This window comes from Pseudomonas paraeruginosa (assembly GCF_003025345.2).
Taxonomy (GTDB): Bacteria; Pseudomonadota; Gammaproteobacteria; order Pseudomonadales; family Pseudomonadaceae; genus Pseudomonas; species Pseudomonas paraeruginosa.
The window spans coordinates 1,032,312-1,048,053 of sequence record NZ_CP020560.1; the positions used below are offsets into that span (position 1 = coordinate 1,032,312).

13 protein-coding genes and 1 pseudogene are annotated in these 15,742 nt (G+C 67.7%); 10 read left to right on the forward strand and 4 right to left on the reverse strand.

The features are described from left to right. Positions 1-12 precede the first annotated feature (12 nt). The 5 genes from B7D75_RS05020 to B7D75_RS05040 are packed head-to-tail and all read left to right on the forward strand — an operon-like array spanning position 13 to position 4,302. Positions 13-603 (forward strand): GNAT family N-acetyltransferase, encoded by a 591-nt coding sequence (locus B7D75_RS05020; RefSeq protein WP_012074462.1) that lies wholly within the window; start codon positions 13-15, stop codon positions 601-603. A 26-nt stretch (positions 604-629) separates the two neighbouring features. Continuing rightward, positions 630-1,214, forward strand: coding sequence for a GNAT family N-acetyltransferase (locus B7D75_RS05025; protein WP_053813427.1), 585 nt, complete (start codon positions 630-632; stop codon positions 1,212-1,214). Beyond that, positions 1,211-2,806: a nitroreductase family protein gene (locus B7D75_RS05030; RefSeq protein ID WP_043098745.1), complete on the forward strand. Its 1,596-nt coding sequence runs from the start codon at positions 1,211-1,213 to the stop codon at positions 2,804-2,806. Before B7D75_RS05025 ends, B7D75_RS05030 begins: the two co-directional genes overlap by 4 nt. A 33-nt stretch (positions 2,807-2,839) precedes the next feature. Then, on the forward strand, positions 2,840-3,709 hold the full coding sequence (gene tesB, locus B7D75_RS05035) for an acyl-CoA thioesterase II (protein WP_012074464.1): 870 nt from the start codon (positions 2,840-2,842) through the stop codon (positions 3,707-3,709). After that, on the forward strand, positions 3,706-4,302 hold the full coding sequence (locus B7D75_RS05040; protein WP_034000247.1) for an HAD family hydrolase: 597 nt from the start codon (positions 3,706-3,708) through the stop codon (positions 4,300-4,302). The genes tesB and B7D75_RS05040 overlap by 4 nt, the downstream gene beginning before the upstream one ends. Positions 4,303-4,410: 108 nt before the next feature. Here the strand turns inward: B7D75_RS05040 and B7D75_RS05045 are convergent, their stop codons facing one another. Further along, positions 4,411-4,752, reverse strand: coding sequence for an HU family DNA-binding protein (locus tag B7D75_RS05045; RefSeq protein WP_158039327.1), 342 nt, complete (start codon positions 4,750-4,752; stop codon positions 4,411-4,413). 755 nt (positions 4,753-5,507) lie between these two features. Between B7D75_RS05045 and tauA the strand changes: the two genes are divergently transcribed. The 5 genes from tauA to B7D75_RS05075 all read left to right on the forward strand — a co-directional run bounded on the left by tauA (position 5,508) and on the right by B7D75_RS05075 (position 11,310). Continuing rightward, complete coding sequence (tauA, locus tag B7D75_RS05055; protein WP_107113795.1) at positions 5,508-6,521, forward strand: taurine ABC transporter substrate-binding protein; 1,014 nt, start codon at positions 5,508-5,510, stop codon at positions 6,519-6,521. A 62-nt stretch (positions 6,522-6,583) separates the two neighbouring features. Next, entirely contained in the window at positions 6,584-7,375 is a 792-nt protein-coding gene (locus B7D75_RS05060) for a taurine ABC transporter ATP-binding protein (protein ID WP_107113796.1), read from the forward strand. Then, positions 7,365-8,183, forward strand: coding sequence for an ABC transporter permease subunit (locus tag B7D75_RS05065; RefSeq protein WP_107113797.1), 819 nt, complete (start codon positions 7,365-7,367; stop codon positions 8,181-8,183). Before B7D75_RS05060 ends, B7D75_RS05065 begins: the two co-directional genes overlap by 11 nt. Positions 8,184-8,290: 107 nt before the next feature. Next, entirely contained in the window at positions 8,291-9,124 is an 834-nt protein-coding gene (tauD, locus tag B7D75_RS05070; protein WP_058174539.1) for a taurine dioxygenase, read from the forward strand. A gap of 149 nt (positions 9,125-9,273) precedes the next feature. Beyond that, the gene (locus B7D75_RS05075) at positions 9,274-11,310 is read left to right on the forward strand and encodes an OPT family oligopeptide transporter (RefSeq protein ID WP_107113798.1); all 2,037 of its coding nucleotides are present in this window, start codon (positions 9,274-9,276) and stop codon (positions 11,308-11,310) included. A 130-nt stretch (positions 11,311-11,440) separates the two neighbouring features. On the opposite strand, the pseudogene betT reads toward B7D75_RS05075, so the two are convergent. The 3 genes and pseudogenes from betT to B7D75_RS05090 all read right to left on the reverse strand — a co-directional run bounded on the left by betT (position 11,441) and on the right by B7D75_RS05090 (position 15,514). Further along, positions 11,441-13,401: pseudogene (gene betT, locus B7D75_RS05080) on the reverse strand (choline BCCT transporter BetT). 190 nt (positions 13,402-13,591) lie between these two features. Next, positions 13,592-14,566: a sigma 54-interacting transcriptional regulator gene (locus B7D75_RS05085; protein ID WP_053813433.1), complete on the reverse strand. Its 975-nt coding sequence runs from the start codon at positions 14,564-14,566 to the stop codon at positions 13,592-13,594. Between the two features lie 168 nt (positions 14,567-14,734). Beyond that, positions 14,735-15,514, reverse strand: coding sequence for a MetQ/NlpA family ABC transporter substrate-binding protein (locus tag B7D75_RS05090; RefSeq protein WP_034079845.1), 780 nt, complete (start codon positions 15,512-15,514; stop codon positions 14,735-14,737). Positions 15,515-15,742: the final 228 nt, after the last annotated feature.

The following is a 15,742-nucleotide window of genomic DNA, read 5'->3' on the forward strand; positions in this document are numbered from 1 at the left end:
AGGAACCAAGCGATGGCCGACCTGACCAGCCTGAGTATCGAGCATCTGCGCTCGCCACGGCTGTACACCCACCGTCTGATCCTGCGGCCCTGGCTGGTGCAGGACCGAGCCAGGTTCGCCGAGCTGAACGCCGATCCGCGGGTGATGGAGTTCTTTCCGTCTTGCCTGGATCGTGCCCAGAGCGACGCGTTGCTGCGCCGCATCGACGCGCATTTCGCCGAGCACGGTTTTGGCTGGTGGGCGCTGCAGGTCAAGGGTGGCGATCCTTTCATCGGCTACGTGGGGCTGGAAGTCGTGGACTTCGATGCGCCCTTCGTCCCCGCGGTGGCCATTGGCTGGCGCCTTGCCGCCGAGCATTGGGCGGAGGGCTTCGCCCACGAGGCGGCCGAGGCGGCGTTGAGCTACGCCTTCGATACCCTTGGCCTGGACCAGGTGGTGGCTTTCACCGTACCGGCCAACGGCAACTCCCTGAGACTGATGGAGCGTCTGGGGATGCAGCGCGACCCCGCCGACGACTTCGAGCATCCCGACCTGCCTCCCGGCCACCGCTTGCGGCATCATGTGCTGTACCGGTTGACGCGCGAGGACTGGCTTCGCAGATGAGTCGGCCGTTTCCGAAAAGGCCTTCTATGAACGCGATCCCTTCTCCTTCCGCCATTGCCCAACTGCATGGCCCACGCCTGCTGCTGCGCGCCTGGCGCGACAGCGACCGCGAGGCGTTCGCCGAGATGTGCGCCGACCCGCGGGTGATGGAATTCTTCCCAAGCGTGCTGGACCGCGCGCAGAGCGACGCCCTGGTCGATCGCGTCCAGGCGCATTTTGCCGAGCGTGGCTGGGGGCCCTGGGCCCTGGAATTGCCTGGCGAGGCGGCGTTCATCGGGTTCACCGGCCTGTTCGAGGTGACCATGGACGTGCACTTCGCGCCGACCGTGGAGATCGGCTGGCGGCTGGCGCCCGCCCATTGGGGTCGGGGACTCGCCCGCGAAGCAGCGGAAACCGCATTGGACTTCGCCTTCGAGCGGCTGCGCCTGCCGGAGGTGGTGGCCTTCACCACGCCGCCCAACCGTAGCTCCTGGGGCTTGATGGAGCGCCTGGGCATGCGTCGCGATCCGGCCGAGGATTTCGACCACCCGCTCCTGGCGGCAGACCACCCGATGCGCCGGCATATCCTCTATCGCACCGATGCGGCTCGCTGGGCGGAGCGACGGCGATGAGCGATACCGCCGCCGAGGTGCTGTCCTACCATCGCCTCAGCATGCATCACCCGGAGCGCTATGCGCCCGGCCCCGGCGGGCTGGACTGGGCGACCCAGCCGGCACCGTTCCGCCAGTACCGGGGCTGCCGGCAAATCGAACTGCTGCATCGGCCGCTGGAGGAGTCTCACCCCTACGACGGCATCTTCTCCGGGCCGGCGGCGACGCCCGCCCGGCTCGACCGCGCGAGCCTCTCGCAACTGCTCTACGACAGCCTGGCGCTGTCGGCCTGGAAGGAAGCCGGTGGCAATCGCTGGGCGCTGCGGGTCAACCCGTCGAGCGGCAACCTGCATCCCACCGAGGCCTACCTGCTGCTTCCCGGCGGTGCGCTGGAGGCGGCGCCGTTGCTCGCCCACTACCGTCCCGACAAGCATGCCCTGGAAGTGCGCGGCGAACTGCCGGCACCGCTGGCTTCGCTGCTGGATGAATGCTTGCCGCCCGGCGGCTGTCTCCTGGCGTTGGCCAGCGTGCCCTGGCGCGAAGCCTGGAAGTACGGTGAGCGGGCCTATCGCTACTGCCAGCACGACCTTGGCCATGCGCTGGCCTGTCTCTCCATCGCCGCGGCGATCCAGGGCTGGGAGATGCGCCTGATGCGCGGCGTCGCCGAAAGCGCACTGGACGGCCTGTTCGGGCTTGACCGGGACGGCTTCGCCGAGCGTGAGAGTGTCGACGCACTGTTCTGGATCGGTCCGGCACTCACCGAGGAGCCGTCCCTTTCGCCGCGCCTGTGCGAGGCATTGGCGGTCCTGCCGTTGGCCGGCGCGCCGAACCGGCTGTCGCGCGAGTACCGCGACTGGCCGGAGTTGCAGCGGATCCATGGACTGTGCCGTGCGCCGCGCCTGCCGGCACGCCCCTGGAGGGTCGCGCCGGGCGAGCCCGGCAATGACAACCCCGGCCTGCCGTTGCGCCCGCTGCTGCATCGGCGGCGCAGCGCGCAGCGCATGGACGGGCGCGCCGGGATCGACGTCGACCTGCTACGGGCCTGGCTGCGCCGGCTGCTGCCGGAGCGCTCGCCGGTGCCTTTCGCGGTCACGGGCGAGGCCGTGCGGGTCGACCTGCTGCTGTTCGTCCATCGTGTCCGGGGCCTGGCGCCGGGCTTGTACTGGCTGGAGCGCAGTGGCCTGCGGCGGCCGCCGATGCGCGACGATTTCCTCTGGCAACGCGTCGATCCGGAGTTGCCGCTGTACCTGTTGCAGGAAGGCGATGCGCGCGCGCTGTCGGCGTTTCTCTCCTGCCAGCAGGACATCGCCGGCGATGGCTGCCTCGCCGTCGCCATGCTCGCCCACCTCGGCGCGGCGCTCGAAGAAGGCCCCTGGTGCTATCCGCGGCTGTACTGGGAATGCGGCCAGATCGGCCAGTTGCTCTACCTCGAGGCGGAGGCTGCCGGGCTGTCTGGAACGGGCATCGGCTGCTACTACGACCCCCTGGTGCAGGAGCTGCTTGGACTAACGGACGAGTCCCTGGCCAGTCTCTACCATTTCACCCTCGGCCGCGCGGTGTGGGACACTCGTCTTTCCAACATGCCCGCGTACCCGGCCTTGCGCCGCGACTAGCCCGTCGACAGCCCGAATTCGAGGAAACACCCCATGACCCAGATACTCGACAACCTGGTGGCCTTGCTGAGCCTGGAACCCATCGAGGAGAACCTGTTCCGGGGCATGAGCCAGGATCTCGGCTTCCGCCAGCTCTATGGCGGCCAGGTCCTGGGCCAGGCACTGTCGGCGGCCAGCCAGACGGTGGAGGACGATCGCCACGTACACTCCATGCACGGCTACTTCCTGCGTCCCGGCGACGCCGGCATGCCGGTGGTCTACCAGGTCGACCGGGTGCGCGACGGCGGCAGCTTCAGCACCCGCCGGGTCACCGCGATCCAGAAAGGCCAGCCGATCTTCACCCTGAGCAGCTCCTTCCAGTACGACGAGGAAGGCTTCCACCACCAGATCGAGATGCCCGAGGTGGTCGGCCCGGACAACCTGCCGTCGGAGCTGGAACTGACCCGCCTGCGCGCCGAGCGGATTCCCGAGCGCATCCGCGACAAGCTGCTGTATCCGAAGCCGATCGAGATCCGCCCGGTCACCCAGCACGACCCCTACGACCCGCAGCCGGACGAGCCGGTGAAATACCTCTGGTTCCGCGCCGACGGCAAGCTGCCGGACGTCCCGGCGCTGCACAAGTACCTGCTGGCCTACGCCTCGGACTTCGGCTTCCTCACCACCTCGATGCAACCCCACGCCGTGTCGGTGTGGCAGAAGACCATGCAGGTCGCCAGCCTCGACCACGCCCTGTGGTTCCACCGCGACCTGCGCGCGGACGAGTGGCTGCTCTATGCCATCGACAGCCCCTGGGCCGGCAACGCACGCGGTTTCGTGCGCGGCAGCATCTTCAACCAGAGCGGCCAGCTGGTCGCCTCGTCGAGCCAGGAAGGCCTGATCCGCAAGCGCGAGGACTGGGCGTGAGGCTGGCCGACATCCGTCACTGGGTATTCGACATGGACGGAACCCTGACCCGGGCCGTGCACGACTTCCCGGCGATCCGCCGGGCGCTGGACATCCCCGAGCAGGACGACATCCTGCTGCACCTCGCCGCCCTGCCCGAAGCCGAGGCCGCGGCCAAGCACGCCTGGTTGCTGGAGCACGAGCGCGAGCTGGCCGAGGCCGCGCGGCCGGCGCCGGGCGCGCCGGAACTGGTGCGCGAGTTGCAGCGACGCGGCATGCGCCTGGGCATCCTGACCCGCAACGACCACCAGTTGGCGCTGGTCACCCTCGAAGCGATCGGCCTGGGCGGCTGCTTCCCCACCGAGCACATCCTCGGGCGTGGCGAGGCGCGGCCCAAGCCGGACCCGGACGGCCTGCTGCGCATCGCCAGGCGTTGGAACGTGACGCCGGCGGAGCTGGTGATGGTCGGCGACTACCGTTTCGACCTCGACTGCGGACGCGCCGCGGGTAGTCGCACGGTGCTGGTCAACCTGCCGGAAAACCCTTGGCCGGAGCTGGCCGACTGGCACGCTGCCGACTGCCATGCGTTGCTCGAGCAACTGCAAGCGCCGTAGGAACATCCGGCGGAAGATCTCCAGGGCGAGAGCGCCAGCGCCCCGCTGAAAACGAAAAAAGCGCAGGAGGCCAGGCTCCTGCGCTTTTTTGGGATGCGGTGGCCGTTATCAGCCGTTGATCGCGTCGGTCAGGGCCTTGGCCGGAACGAACTTGGCTACACGCTTGGCAGCGATCTCGATCGCCTTGCCGGTCTGCGGGTTGCGGCCGGTGCGGGCGGGACGCTCGGAGACCTTCAGCTTGCCGATGCCCGGCAGGGTGATTTCGCCATCGTTCTCCAGGGCGTCCTTGACGATGTCGGTGAGCTGGTCGAGCGCGCTGCGAACGGTGGTCTTCGGCGCGTCGATGGCTTCGGCGATGTCCTGGATCAGTTGGTCTTTGGTCAGTGCCATGGTGGTGTAGCTCCTTGGTGAAAGACTGCGCGAGGGGCCTCGCGCAGAAACGGGCGTGATTTTAAACAGCTTGGCGCGAATAAGGTTCCCTTTTCTCCGCTTATTTGTTTCCTCGCACGACGCGCATGACAGAGCCGTTACAGAGGTTTTCGCGGCTGTCGGGAATGATGCCGGCGTCGGTGGTACGACGCATCCTCATGGTTCTGCCAGGGGCGCGCGCGTCCGGTTCCTGGTCAAGGATGATCGGTTATTCATGTGCGGGACGTTCATCGATCTGGGTTATAGGCAGGACCTCCCGTTCCCTTTCCATCCTTCCCGGAGCCTGCCTCCCTCGTTCGAGGTGCCGCATGAGCGAAGCCCGGCGCCAATCGCCCAGCCCAAAGAGACCGCGACCCATGGCCGGCTGGACGGCAAGCCTGCCTGACAGCGGATTGCTGGCGCTGGCAATGCCGCGCGCGTTCGCCGGGATGGAGCGGGACTGGGGGAAATCTTCGCAGGCATCCGCCAGCTCCCGGGCAGGAACTCGAACTGGCGCCTGGTCCGGCACCATCTGCTGCTCGCTTCCATTCGCCTGCTGGGTAGTCCGGAGCAGCAGCGCCGCCTGCTGGGCGCCGCCCTGTAGAGACGAGCGCGCATGGGGCAAGGGGGAGGGTGCCTCGCGCTCATAAACTAATTCCCAAATATTATTTATATTGAGTTTTTTATAGCTGTAATCTGCGTCACACCGGACCACCGGACTCGCTGTCGCCACCCTTCGCCGACTCCTGGTCCGTCCTCCTCTGGAGCGCGGCACCCTTGCCTCCGAGGTTCGCCCGATGAAACGCCCGAATTCCCTGCACTGCCTGGTGGCAGCCCTGGCCCTTGCCGGCCTTTCCGTCGCCGCCCAGGCCGCCGACATCACGGTCGGCTACCAGACCGGCATCGACCCGACCAAGGTGCCGCAGGCCGATGGCCTGTACGAGAAAGCCATCGGCGAGAAGATCGACTGGCGCCGCTTCAACAGCGGTCCGGAAGTGATCGCCGCGCTCGCCTCCGGCGACCTGCAACTCGGCAACATCGGCTCCAGCCCGCTGGCAGCGGCGACCTCGCGCAAGCTGCCGATCGTCGCCTTCCTCGTTTCCGCGCAGATCAATGCCGCCGAGGCGCTGGTGGTGCGCAATGGAAGCGGGATCGAGAAACCCGAGGACCTGGCCGGCAAGACCATCGCCACCCCGTTCGTTTCAACCTCCCACTACAGCCTGCTCGGCGCCCTCAAGCACTGGCGGATCGATCCGTCCAAGGTGAAGATCGTCAACCTCAACCCGGCCGAGATCGCCGCCGCCTGGCGTCGCGGCGACATCGACGGGGCCTTCGTCTGGTCGCCGGCGCTGGGCGAGATCAAGAAAAGCGGCAAGGTCCTCATCGATGCCGCCGAAGTCGGCCAGTGGGGCGCGCCGACCTTCGAGGTGTGGGTGGCGCGCAGGGACTTCGCCGAGAAGCATCCTGAAATCGTCGCCCGCTTCGCCCGCGTCAGCCTCGATGCCTTCGCCGACTACAACGCGCACAAGGCCGAATGGACCGCCGACTCCGAGCCGGTGAAGAAGATCGCCCGGCTGACCGGTGCCGATCCCGGGGACGTCCCCGAATTGCTGGCCGGCTCACGCTTCCCGGAAAGCCAGGCGCAATTGTCCGCCGACCTGCTCGGCGGCGGCACCGCCAAGGCCATCGCCGGCACCGCCGCATTCCTCAAGGAACAGAAGCGCGTGCCGACCGTGCTCGGCGACTACTCGCCCTACGTCAGCGCCGACTTCGTGCGCGAGGCCGGTCAGGTCCAGCTCGGCCAGCGCTGAATGCCGCGATTGCCGCCCCCGCCTGCCGGAGCGGCACCTGCTTACCCTACGGAGGGCAGAACATGAGCCGTCTGACGGCCGAGGCGATCAGCCTCTCATTCGAACAGCGCGGCCAGCGCCGTGCCATCCTCCGCGATCTCAGCCTGGGCCTGGCCAAGGGCGAATCGCTGGTGGTGCTGGGGCCGTCGGGCTGCGGCAAGTCGACCCTGCTGAACATCCTCGCCGGTTTCCAGAAGCCGGACCAGGGACGCGTGCAGATCGACGGCTGGACCCTCGAAGGGCCCGGCGGCGAGCGCGGCGTGGTGTTCCAGGACGATGCCCTGATGCCCTGGCTCAATGCCCTCGACAACGTCGCCCTGGGCCTGCGCATCCGTGGCCTGGGCAAGGCCGAGCGCAGCGCGCGGGCGCGCCAGGTGCTGCAACGGGTGGGCCTGCAGGATCACGCCGAGCAATCCGTCGCCCAGCTCTCCGGCGGCCAGCGCCAGCGCCTCGGACTGGCCCGCGCGTTGGCGGTGGAGCCGGATTTCCTGCTGCTCGACGAGCCGTTCGGCGCGCTCGACGCGCTGACCCGCGAGCGCATGCAGGTGCTCCTGCTGGACCTGTGGAAACAGACCGGCAAGGGCCTTTTCCTGATCACCCACAGCGTCGACGAAGCGCTGTTCCTGGCCACCGACCTGGTGGTGATGGACGGCCCGCCGGCGCGCATCGTCAAGCGCCTGCCGGTGGACTTCGCGCGGCGCTATGCCGCCGGCGAAGCGGTGCGCTCGATCAAGGCCGACCCCGAGTTCGGCCGTTTGCGCCAGGCGTTGCTGGACGAATTCCTCGATGTCGCGGAGGCCGAACATGCCCACTGATACCCTCGGACTCGCCGTCGCCAAGCCGGCCTCGCGCACACTGCGCCTGCCCGGCGACCGTCGGCGCTGGGCCGCCGGTGCCAGCGTCCTGGTCCTGGCCGCGTTGTGGTGGGCGGCGACCCGTTTCGGCTGGGTCGACGTGCTGTTCCTGCCGGCACCCGAACAACTCTTCGAAGCCCTGCAACGGCTGTGGCAGGAGGGCTACCTCGACGCCAGCCTGCTGCAACACGTCGGCACCAGCCTGCTGCGGGTGCTGCTGGCGCTCGGCGCGGCGGTGCTGACGGCGATCCCGCTGGGCGTGCTGATGGGGCTCAACCCGCTGGCCGGCGCCGCGCTCGATCCGCTGGTGGAGTTCTACCGGCCGATCCCGCCGCTGGCCTACCTGCCGCTGATCGTCATCTGGTTCGGCATCGGCGAGCTGAGCAAGGTACTGCTGATCTACCTGGCGCTGTTCGCGCCGCTGCTGATCGCCACCGCCGCCGGCGTGCGCCGTGTCGACAGGTCGCGGGTGCAGGCGGTGCGCTGCCTGGGCGCGAGTCGCTGGCAGGTGGTGCGCTACGTGATCCTGCCGAGCGCCTTGCCGGAGGTCCTCACCGGCCTGCGCATCGCCCTCGGGGTGGGCTGGTCGACCCTGGTCGCCGCCGAGCTGATCGCGGCCAACCGCGGCCTCGGCTTCATGGTCCAGTCCGCCGCGCAATTCCTCGCCACCGACGTGGTGGTGATCGGCATCCTGCTGATCGCCGCCATCGCCCTGGCCTTCGAACTGGGGCTGCGCTGGATCCAGCGGCGTTTCGCCTGCTGGGGCTGAGCGCAGGCCACAACCGGATCCGTACCGAACAGGCTTTCCCCATGCGGGAGGGCCACGGCGAGGCCGCGCAGCGCCTCGTCCGCAACCTGCCCGACGAGTAGAACGACATGAGCCTGACCATCCAACCCATCAGCCCGGCCCTGGGCGCCATCGTTTCCGGCATCGACCTCGCCGCGCCGCTCGACGACGGCGGGCAGCGGGCCATCGAGCAGGCCCTGCTCGACCACCAGGTGCTGTTCTTCCGCGACCAATCTCTGGAGCCGAAGAGCCAGGCGCGCTTCGCCGCCCACTTCGGCGACCTGCACATCCACCCGATCTACCCCAGCGTGGCGGAGCAACCGGAGGTCATCGTCCTCGATACCGCGGTCACCGATGTGCGCGACAACGCCATCTGGCACACCGACGTGACCTTCCTCGAGACCCCGGCGCTGGGCGCCGTGCTCGCCGCCAAGCAGTTGCCGCCCTACGGCGGCGACACCCTCTGGGCGAGCAGCTCGGCGGCCTACGAGGCGCTGTCGGCACCGCTGCGGCGCCTGCTGGAGGGACTCACGGCGACCCATGACATCGGCAAGTCCTTCCCCCGCGAGCGCTTCGGCACCACCGAGGCCGACCTGGCGCGCCTGGAGGAAGCGCGCCTGAAGAACCCGCCGCGCTCGCATCCGGTGCTGCGCACCCATCCGGTCACCGGACGCAAGGGCCTGTTCGTCAGCGACGGTTTCACCACCCGCATCAACGAACTGGAGCCGGCCGAGAGCGACGCCCTGCTGACGTTTCTCTTCGCCCATGCCACCCGCCCGGAGTTCACCGTGCGCTGGCGCTGGCGGGAGAACGACGTGGCGTTCTGGGACAACCGCGTGACCCAGCATTACGCCGTGGACGATTACCGGCCGCAGCGGCGGGTGATGCACCGCGCCACCATTCTCGGCGACAGGCCGTTCTGATCCGCGCCGGGCGCGGGTCCGCGCTGCAACTGTTCGTTCCGCCAGCTTTCCCTCTCGAAAAGGTCGCCTCTGCGACATTCGCTGTCGTGTCCCCGCGCGTCGCACTCGCCTAAGCTTGGCGGGTCCAATTGTTTCGAGAGTTTTCATCCATGCAAGAACGCATCCCGGATGAGCTGACCCTGCCTGAGCTCACCCTGCGTGGCCTGATCCTCGGTGCGCTGATCACCGTGGTCTTCACCGCTTCCAACGTCTACCTCGGGCTGAAGGTCGGCCTCACCTTCGCCTCGTCGATCCCGGCGGCGGTGATCTCGATGGCGGTGCTGCGCTACTTCGCCGGCGCCAACATCCTCGAGAACAACATGGTGCAGACCCAGGCCTCGGCGGCTGGCACCCTGTCCTCGATCATCTTCATCCTTCCCGGCCTGCTGATGATCGGCTACTGGAGCGGCTTCCCGTTCTGGCAGACCGCGGCGATCTGCTCGATCGGCGGCATCCTCGGGGTGCTCTACACCATTCCGTTGCGCCGGGTGATGGTGGTGCAGAGCGAACTGCCCTATCCGGAAGGCGTGGCGGCGGCGGAAATCCTCCGCGTCGGCAGCGATGGCGGCGAGCCGGAAGAGGGCGCCGCCGCGCCTCGCGACGACGGCCGCGCGCCCGGCCTGCGCGACATCCTCGGCGGCGGCCTGGTGGCGGCGCTGTTCAGCCTGTGCAGCAGCGGCTTCAAGGTCTTCGCCGAAGGCTTCAGCGTCTGGCTGAGCGCCGGGCAGGCGGCATTCCGCCTGTCCACCGGTTTCTCCCTGGCGCTGGTCGGCGCCGGCTACCTGATGGGCATCACCGCCGGCATCGCGATTCTCGTCGGCGTGGTGATCTCCTGGGGCGTCGCGGTACCGCTGCTGACCGTCAACAGCCTGCCGGCCGACGGCCAGAGCCTGGCGGACCTGGCTTCCCAGCTATGGAGTTCGCAGGTGCGTTTCCTCGGCGCCGGGACCATCGGCGTGGCCGCGCTGTGGACCCTGGCGACCCTGTTCAAGCCCATGGTCCGTGGCGTCTGGGCGTCCCTCGGGGCGGTACGCGGCAACGCCAGGGCGAGCGGCCAGCGCACCGAGCTGGACATGCCGGCCAGGTGGATCCTGCTGATCGTCGGCGCATTGCTGGTGTCGCTGACCGCGGTCTTCGGGCATTTCCTCGGCGAGGCCGCGCCGGACATGGCGCGGCCGGCGTTCTGGAGCCTGGTCGCGGTGTGCGTGGTGTTCGCCTTCTTCTTCGGCTTCCTGATCGCCGCCGCCTGTGGCTACATGGCCGGCCTGGTCGGTTCGTCGAGCAGCCCGATCTCCGGGATCGGGATCATCGCGGTGATCCTGGTGTCGCTGCTGATCCTTGCCTTCGGCAGCGTCGAGGGCGACCTGCTGCAGCGCCAGGGCGGCAAGCTGGCGATCGCCCTGGCGCTGTTCACCACCTCGGTGGTGCTGGCCATCGCGGCGATTTCCAACGACAACCTGCAGGACCTCAAGACCGGCTACCTGGTCGGCGCCACTCCCTGGCGCCAGCAGGTCGCGCTGATCGTCGGCTGCATCGTCGGCGCGCTGGTGATCCCGCCGGTGCTGGAACTGCTCTATGGCGCCTATGGTTTCACCGGCGCCCTGCCGCGTGACGGCATGGATCCGAACCAGGCGCTGGCGGCGCCGCAGGCGACCTTGCTGACGGCGATCGCCAGCGGGATTTTCCACGATGCGCTGAACTGGAACATGATCCTGATCGGCGTCGTGCTCGGTATCGCCCTGATCCTCGTCGACCTGCTCCTGCGCCGCACCGGCAAGGCCTGCCTGCCGGTGCTGGCGGTGGGTCTGGGGATCTACCTGCCGCCGACCATCGGCATGACCCTGGTGGTCGGCGCGCTGCTTTCCTGGCTGCTGGAAAACGCCCTGAAGAAGCGCGCGGCGGCGGCCGGGACCGACCCGGAAAGCTACGCCGAAGTGCCGAAGCGGCGCGGCGTGCTGCTGGCCTCGGGACTCATCGTCGGCGAGAGCCTGATGGGCATCCTTCTCGCCGGGGTGATCGGCACTACCGGCGAGGACGCGCCGCTGGCGCTGGTCGACGCCGGCTTCGCCGGCACCGCCCAGTGGCTGGGGCTGGCGGTATTCGTCGCGGTCTGCGTGCTGTTCTACCGGCGCGTGCTGGCGTGCTGAGGGATTCGCGGCTGCAAGCAGAGGGGAGGCCGCTAGCGTCATTGCCCGCGCTCAGGCCGGCTGCCCCACCCTTCAGGGACAGGGCTGGGGAGAGGGGGCGGCACGACCTGCGCGCCCCCTTTGCGTACGCTCAACGCACCAGGTGAAGGAATTGCAGGTGCCGCTCGTACTGGTCGAGCATGTCGTTGATGATCTGCTCCTTGGTGTAGCCCATCAGGTCGTAGTCCTGGCTGCCTTCGGCGAGGTGCACCTCGGCGCGGAAGTAACGGCGGTTCTTCAGGTGCAGGCCGCCCATGCCGGCGCGGGCGAAGGATGGCGTGAAGTAGCCGCGCATCAGCACCTGGTAGAGGAAGCGGTGCTGTTCACCATGGCCGATCTCCAGGCTCAGCGAGGCGTTGCCAGGGTCGAGCTGGGCGTCCACCGCCAGGCCCTTCTCGCGGAACACTGCGGAGACTTCGCTGATCGCCGGACGCACCACGTCGTTCATGAAGCGATACACCTCGTCCCGCGAGGGAAGTGCACCGCCTGCGAAAGGCGCCGCTTCCAGCCGCCGGAACGCTTGCCGTTGCCGCTCATCAGCGGCGCCAGGGAGTGGGTTCGCGCGCGTTGCCGCTGCGATTCCAGGTAGAAGGCCTTGTGCAGGCCCCACATCATCAGCAGCAGGATCAGCGAGAAGGGCAGCGAGGTCAGCACCACCGCCGACTTCAGCGCGTCGATGCTGCCGGCGAACAGCAGCCCGCCGGTGACCAGCGCGGTGACAGAGCCCCAGAACACCCGCAGCCACTTCGGCCCGTCGTCGTCGGCGTTGCCGCCATGGGCGGAGAGGGTGGACAGGACCACGGTGCCGGAGTCCGCCGAGGTGACGAAGAAGACGAAGCTGACCAGTACCGTGACGGTGATCACCGCGCGGCTCCAGGGATAGTTCTGGAGCATCTGGTAGAGCGCCATCGACGGTTGCTCGATGGCCACCCGGCCGAGTTCGCTGGCGCCGCCGAGGGCCTGGTCGAGGGCGCTGTTGCCGAAGATCGACATCCACGCCAGGGTGAAGCCGAGCGGGATGAACAGCACGCCGAAGACGAATTCGCGGATCGTCCGGCCGCGCGAGATGCGCGCGATGAACAGGCCGACGAAGGGCGCCCAGGCGATCCACCAGGCCCAGTAGAACACCGTCCAGGAGCCCAGCCAGTCGGTCGGGCCGCCGTAGGCGTAGAGGTCGAAGCTCTTGCCCGGCAGGTGGCCGAGATAGTCGCCGACGTTCTGCACCAGGGTGTTGAGCAGGTGCTGGGTCGGCCCGGCGAACAGCACGAACAGCAGCAGGCTGCAGGCCAGCAGCATGTTGATGTCGGAGAGGATGCGGATGCCCTTGTCGACCCCGGAGATCGCCACCGAGATCGCCGCGCCCATCATCAGCGCGATGAGCACCATCTGCACCGGGTGGGTGTGCGGGATGGCGTAGAGGTAGTCCAGTCCTGAGTTGAGCTGGAGTACGCCGAAGCCCATGTCGGCGCCGAGGCCGAACACCGTGGCGATGATGCCGAAGCAGTCCACGGTGTAGCCGATCGGCCCGTTGATCCGCTTGCCGATCAGCGGGTAGAGCGCCGAACGCAGGGCCAGCGGCAGGTTGTGGCGGTAGGCGAAATAGGCCAGGGCCATCGCCACCAGGGCGAACACCCCCCAGCCGTGCAGGCCCCAGTGCAGGAACAGCAGTTCCATGGCCTGCCGCGCGGCTTCCTGGGTAGCGGCCTCGCCTTGCGGCGGCTGGAGGAAGTGGGTCAGCGGCTCGGACACGCAGAAGAAGAACAGGGTGATGCTGATGCCGGCCGCGAACAGCATGCCGGCCCAGGACAGGTAGCTGAATTCCGGTTCGTCATGGTCGGCGCCGAGCTTGATCTTGCCGTAGCCGGAGAGCGCGGTGACGACCACGAAGATCAGGTACAGGGTCATCGCCAGCAGGTAGTACCAGCCGACGGTCTGCGAGGCCCAGGTCTGCGCGGCCAGCAGCCATTCGCCGGCGCGCTGGGGAAAGCCGATGACCACCGTGGCGAACAGCAGGATCAGGATCGCCGCGCCGTAGAACACCGGTGGGTTCATGCGGATCGGCGGGGGCGTGGCGGGGGTAGTGGAGGGCGATTGTGCGTCAGTCAAAACAGGCTGGTCTCCTCGTCCTTAATTTGATCAAGCGTTCAATATAAACACGATCAAGGGCCGCGGAGCCAATCCTTCGGACGTATGGATCCCCTCGGCGGGGCGCTTTTTCCCGCACGTTCGCCGAAGGTTTTCCTCAGTTCGCCACCAGTCCAAGGCGCAGCCTGGCGGCCTGCGCATCCCCTCCGGCCTGCTCGGTAGCCAACTGCAGGAGCAGGGCCTGGACCTGCTCCAGGGACGGAGCACCTGGCTGGCCGAGCAGGCGCCTTACACCAGCCAGAGAAGGGTCTGGCGTCGCGCCGCCAAAATTCAGATGTTGCGGTAGGATTTCATCCCGTCCGCTGACCAGCAGGGCGAAGTGGACGACGTTTTCCAGTTCGCGGATGTTGCCGGGCCAGGGATAGCGCTCGAGGACCTCCTGGGTCTCCACGCCGATCACCGGCACCGGGAGTTCCAGACGTTGGGCATAGACGCCGACGAAGTATTCCGCCAGCGGCAGGATGTCGCCGGGCCGCTCGCGTAGCGGCGGCAGGCTCAGGCGGCCGTCGTGCAGGTATTGCCGCAGGCCTTCGAGGAACTTGCCGGCACGCACCGCCTGGTTCAGGTCGATGCTGGTGGCGGTGACCAGGCGCACGTCGTGGGGCAGCGGCTGCTGCGCGCCGACCCGCAGCACCTCGCGTTCCTCCAGCGTTTGCAGCAGCTTGGCCTGCAGGGCCAGCGGCAGGTCGGCGATCTCGTCCAGGTACAGGGTGCCGCCGTTGGCCGAACCGAACCAGCCGGCGCGGCTGCCGACCGGGCCGTTGTGGGCGCCGGGGACGTAGCCGAACAGCTCGGCTTCGGCATGGTTGCGGCTTAGGGCGCTGCAACTGACCGCGACGAACAGCCCGGCGCGTTCGCTGTGGCGGTGGATCTGCCGGGCGAGCAGCTCCTTGCCGGTGCCGGTCTCGCCTTCGATCAGCACCGGCTGGCTCTGCGGCGCCAGATGCTCGAGTTGCTCGCGCACCTGGCGCGAGCGTGGATCGAAGAACACCAGGGCCTTGGCGCGGATGCTCAGCGGGCTGCGATCGGCGTCGGGGAAGGTCAGGGGCGCGGGTCGTGGTTTCTCGCTCATGGATCGCTCCTGGGCGGCGTGGGCGCGTCCTGCGCCTATGCCGCGACGGCGGCCGGAACGATTGCGGGCGGGGTCGTTCCGGAAAAAAGAAACGCCGGTGCAAGCCATGCGACACCGGCGTGAACAAGGGGCGCTGCAACGGCGCCCAGCGTGGGAGTCGGGGTGGGATCAGAAGGCCGGAACCACCGCGCCGTCATATTTCTTCTCGATGAAGGCTTTCACTTCCGGGCTGGTCAGCGCGGCGGAAAGCTTCTTCAGGGCGTCGCTGTCCTTGTTGTCCGGGCGCGCCACCAGGTAGTTGACGTAGGGCGAGTCGCGGTCCTCGAGGATCAACGCGTCTTTCGCCGGGTTGAGCTTGGCTTCCAGCGCGTAGTTGGTATTGATCAGGTCCAGGTCGACCTGCTCCAGCACCCGCGGCAGCAGGGCCGATTCGAGCTCCCTGAACTTCAGGTTCCTCGGGTTCTCGGCGATGTCCCTGGGCGTGGCCAGGGCGTTGTTCGGGTCCTTCAGCTTGAGCAGCCCGGCCTTCTGCAACAGCAGCAGGGCGCGCCCGCTGTTGCTGCCTTCGTTGGGAATGGCGACGGTGGCGCCTTCGGGCAGGTCGGCCAGCGACTTGTACTTCTTCGAATAACCGCCGAAGGGCTCGACATGCACGCCGGCCACGGTGACCAGGTTGGTGCCCTTGCCTTTGTTGAAGTTCTCCAGGTACGGCAGGGTCTGGAAGTAGTTGGCGTCCAGGCGTTTCTCGGCGACCTGCACGTTGGGCTGCACGTAGTCGGTGAACACCTTGATCTGCAGGTCGACGCCTTCCTTGGCCAGGGTCGGCTTGATCAGCTCGAGGATTTCCGCGTGGGGGACCGGAGTGGCGGCGACGATGAGCTTTTCCGCGGCGCTGGCGGACACGCTGATGACGGAGGCCAGGGCGGTCAGCAGAAGCAATCTTTTCATTCCTAGATCCTTATAGGGCTGTTTCCGCTGCGGTGCGCAAGGCGGGAGTCGAGTTGCCGGGGCCGGAAGGGCGGGCTTGGAGGGAGATTAGCGATTCTTTTTATTCCATAAAAATATTATTTGTTTATTTTTATATTCATTATTTGAATAATGAGCGGCTGAGGCAATTTGTCTCGCGACAACCGACCACAGCGGGACGGTCTAGGCTAACGGGTAAGATTTTCGTAC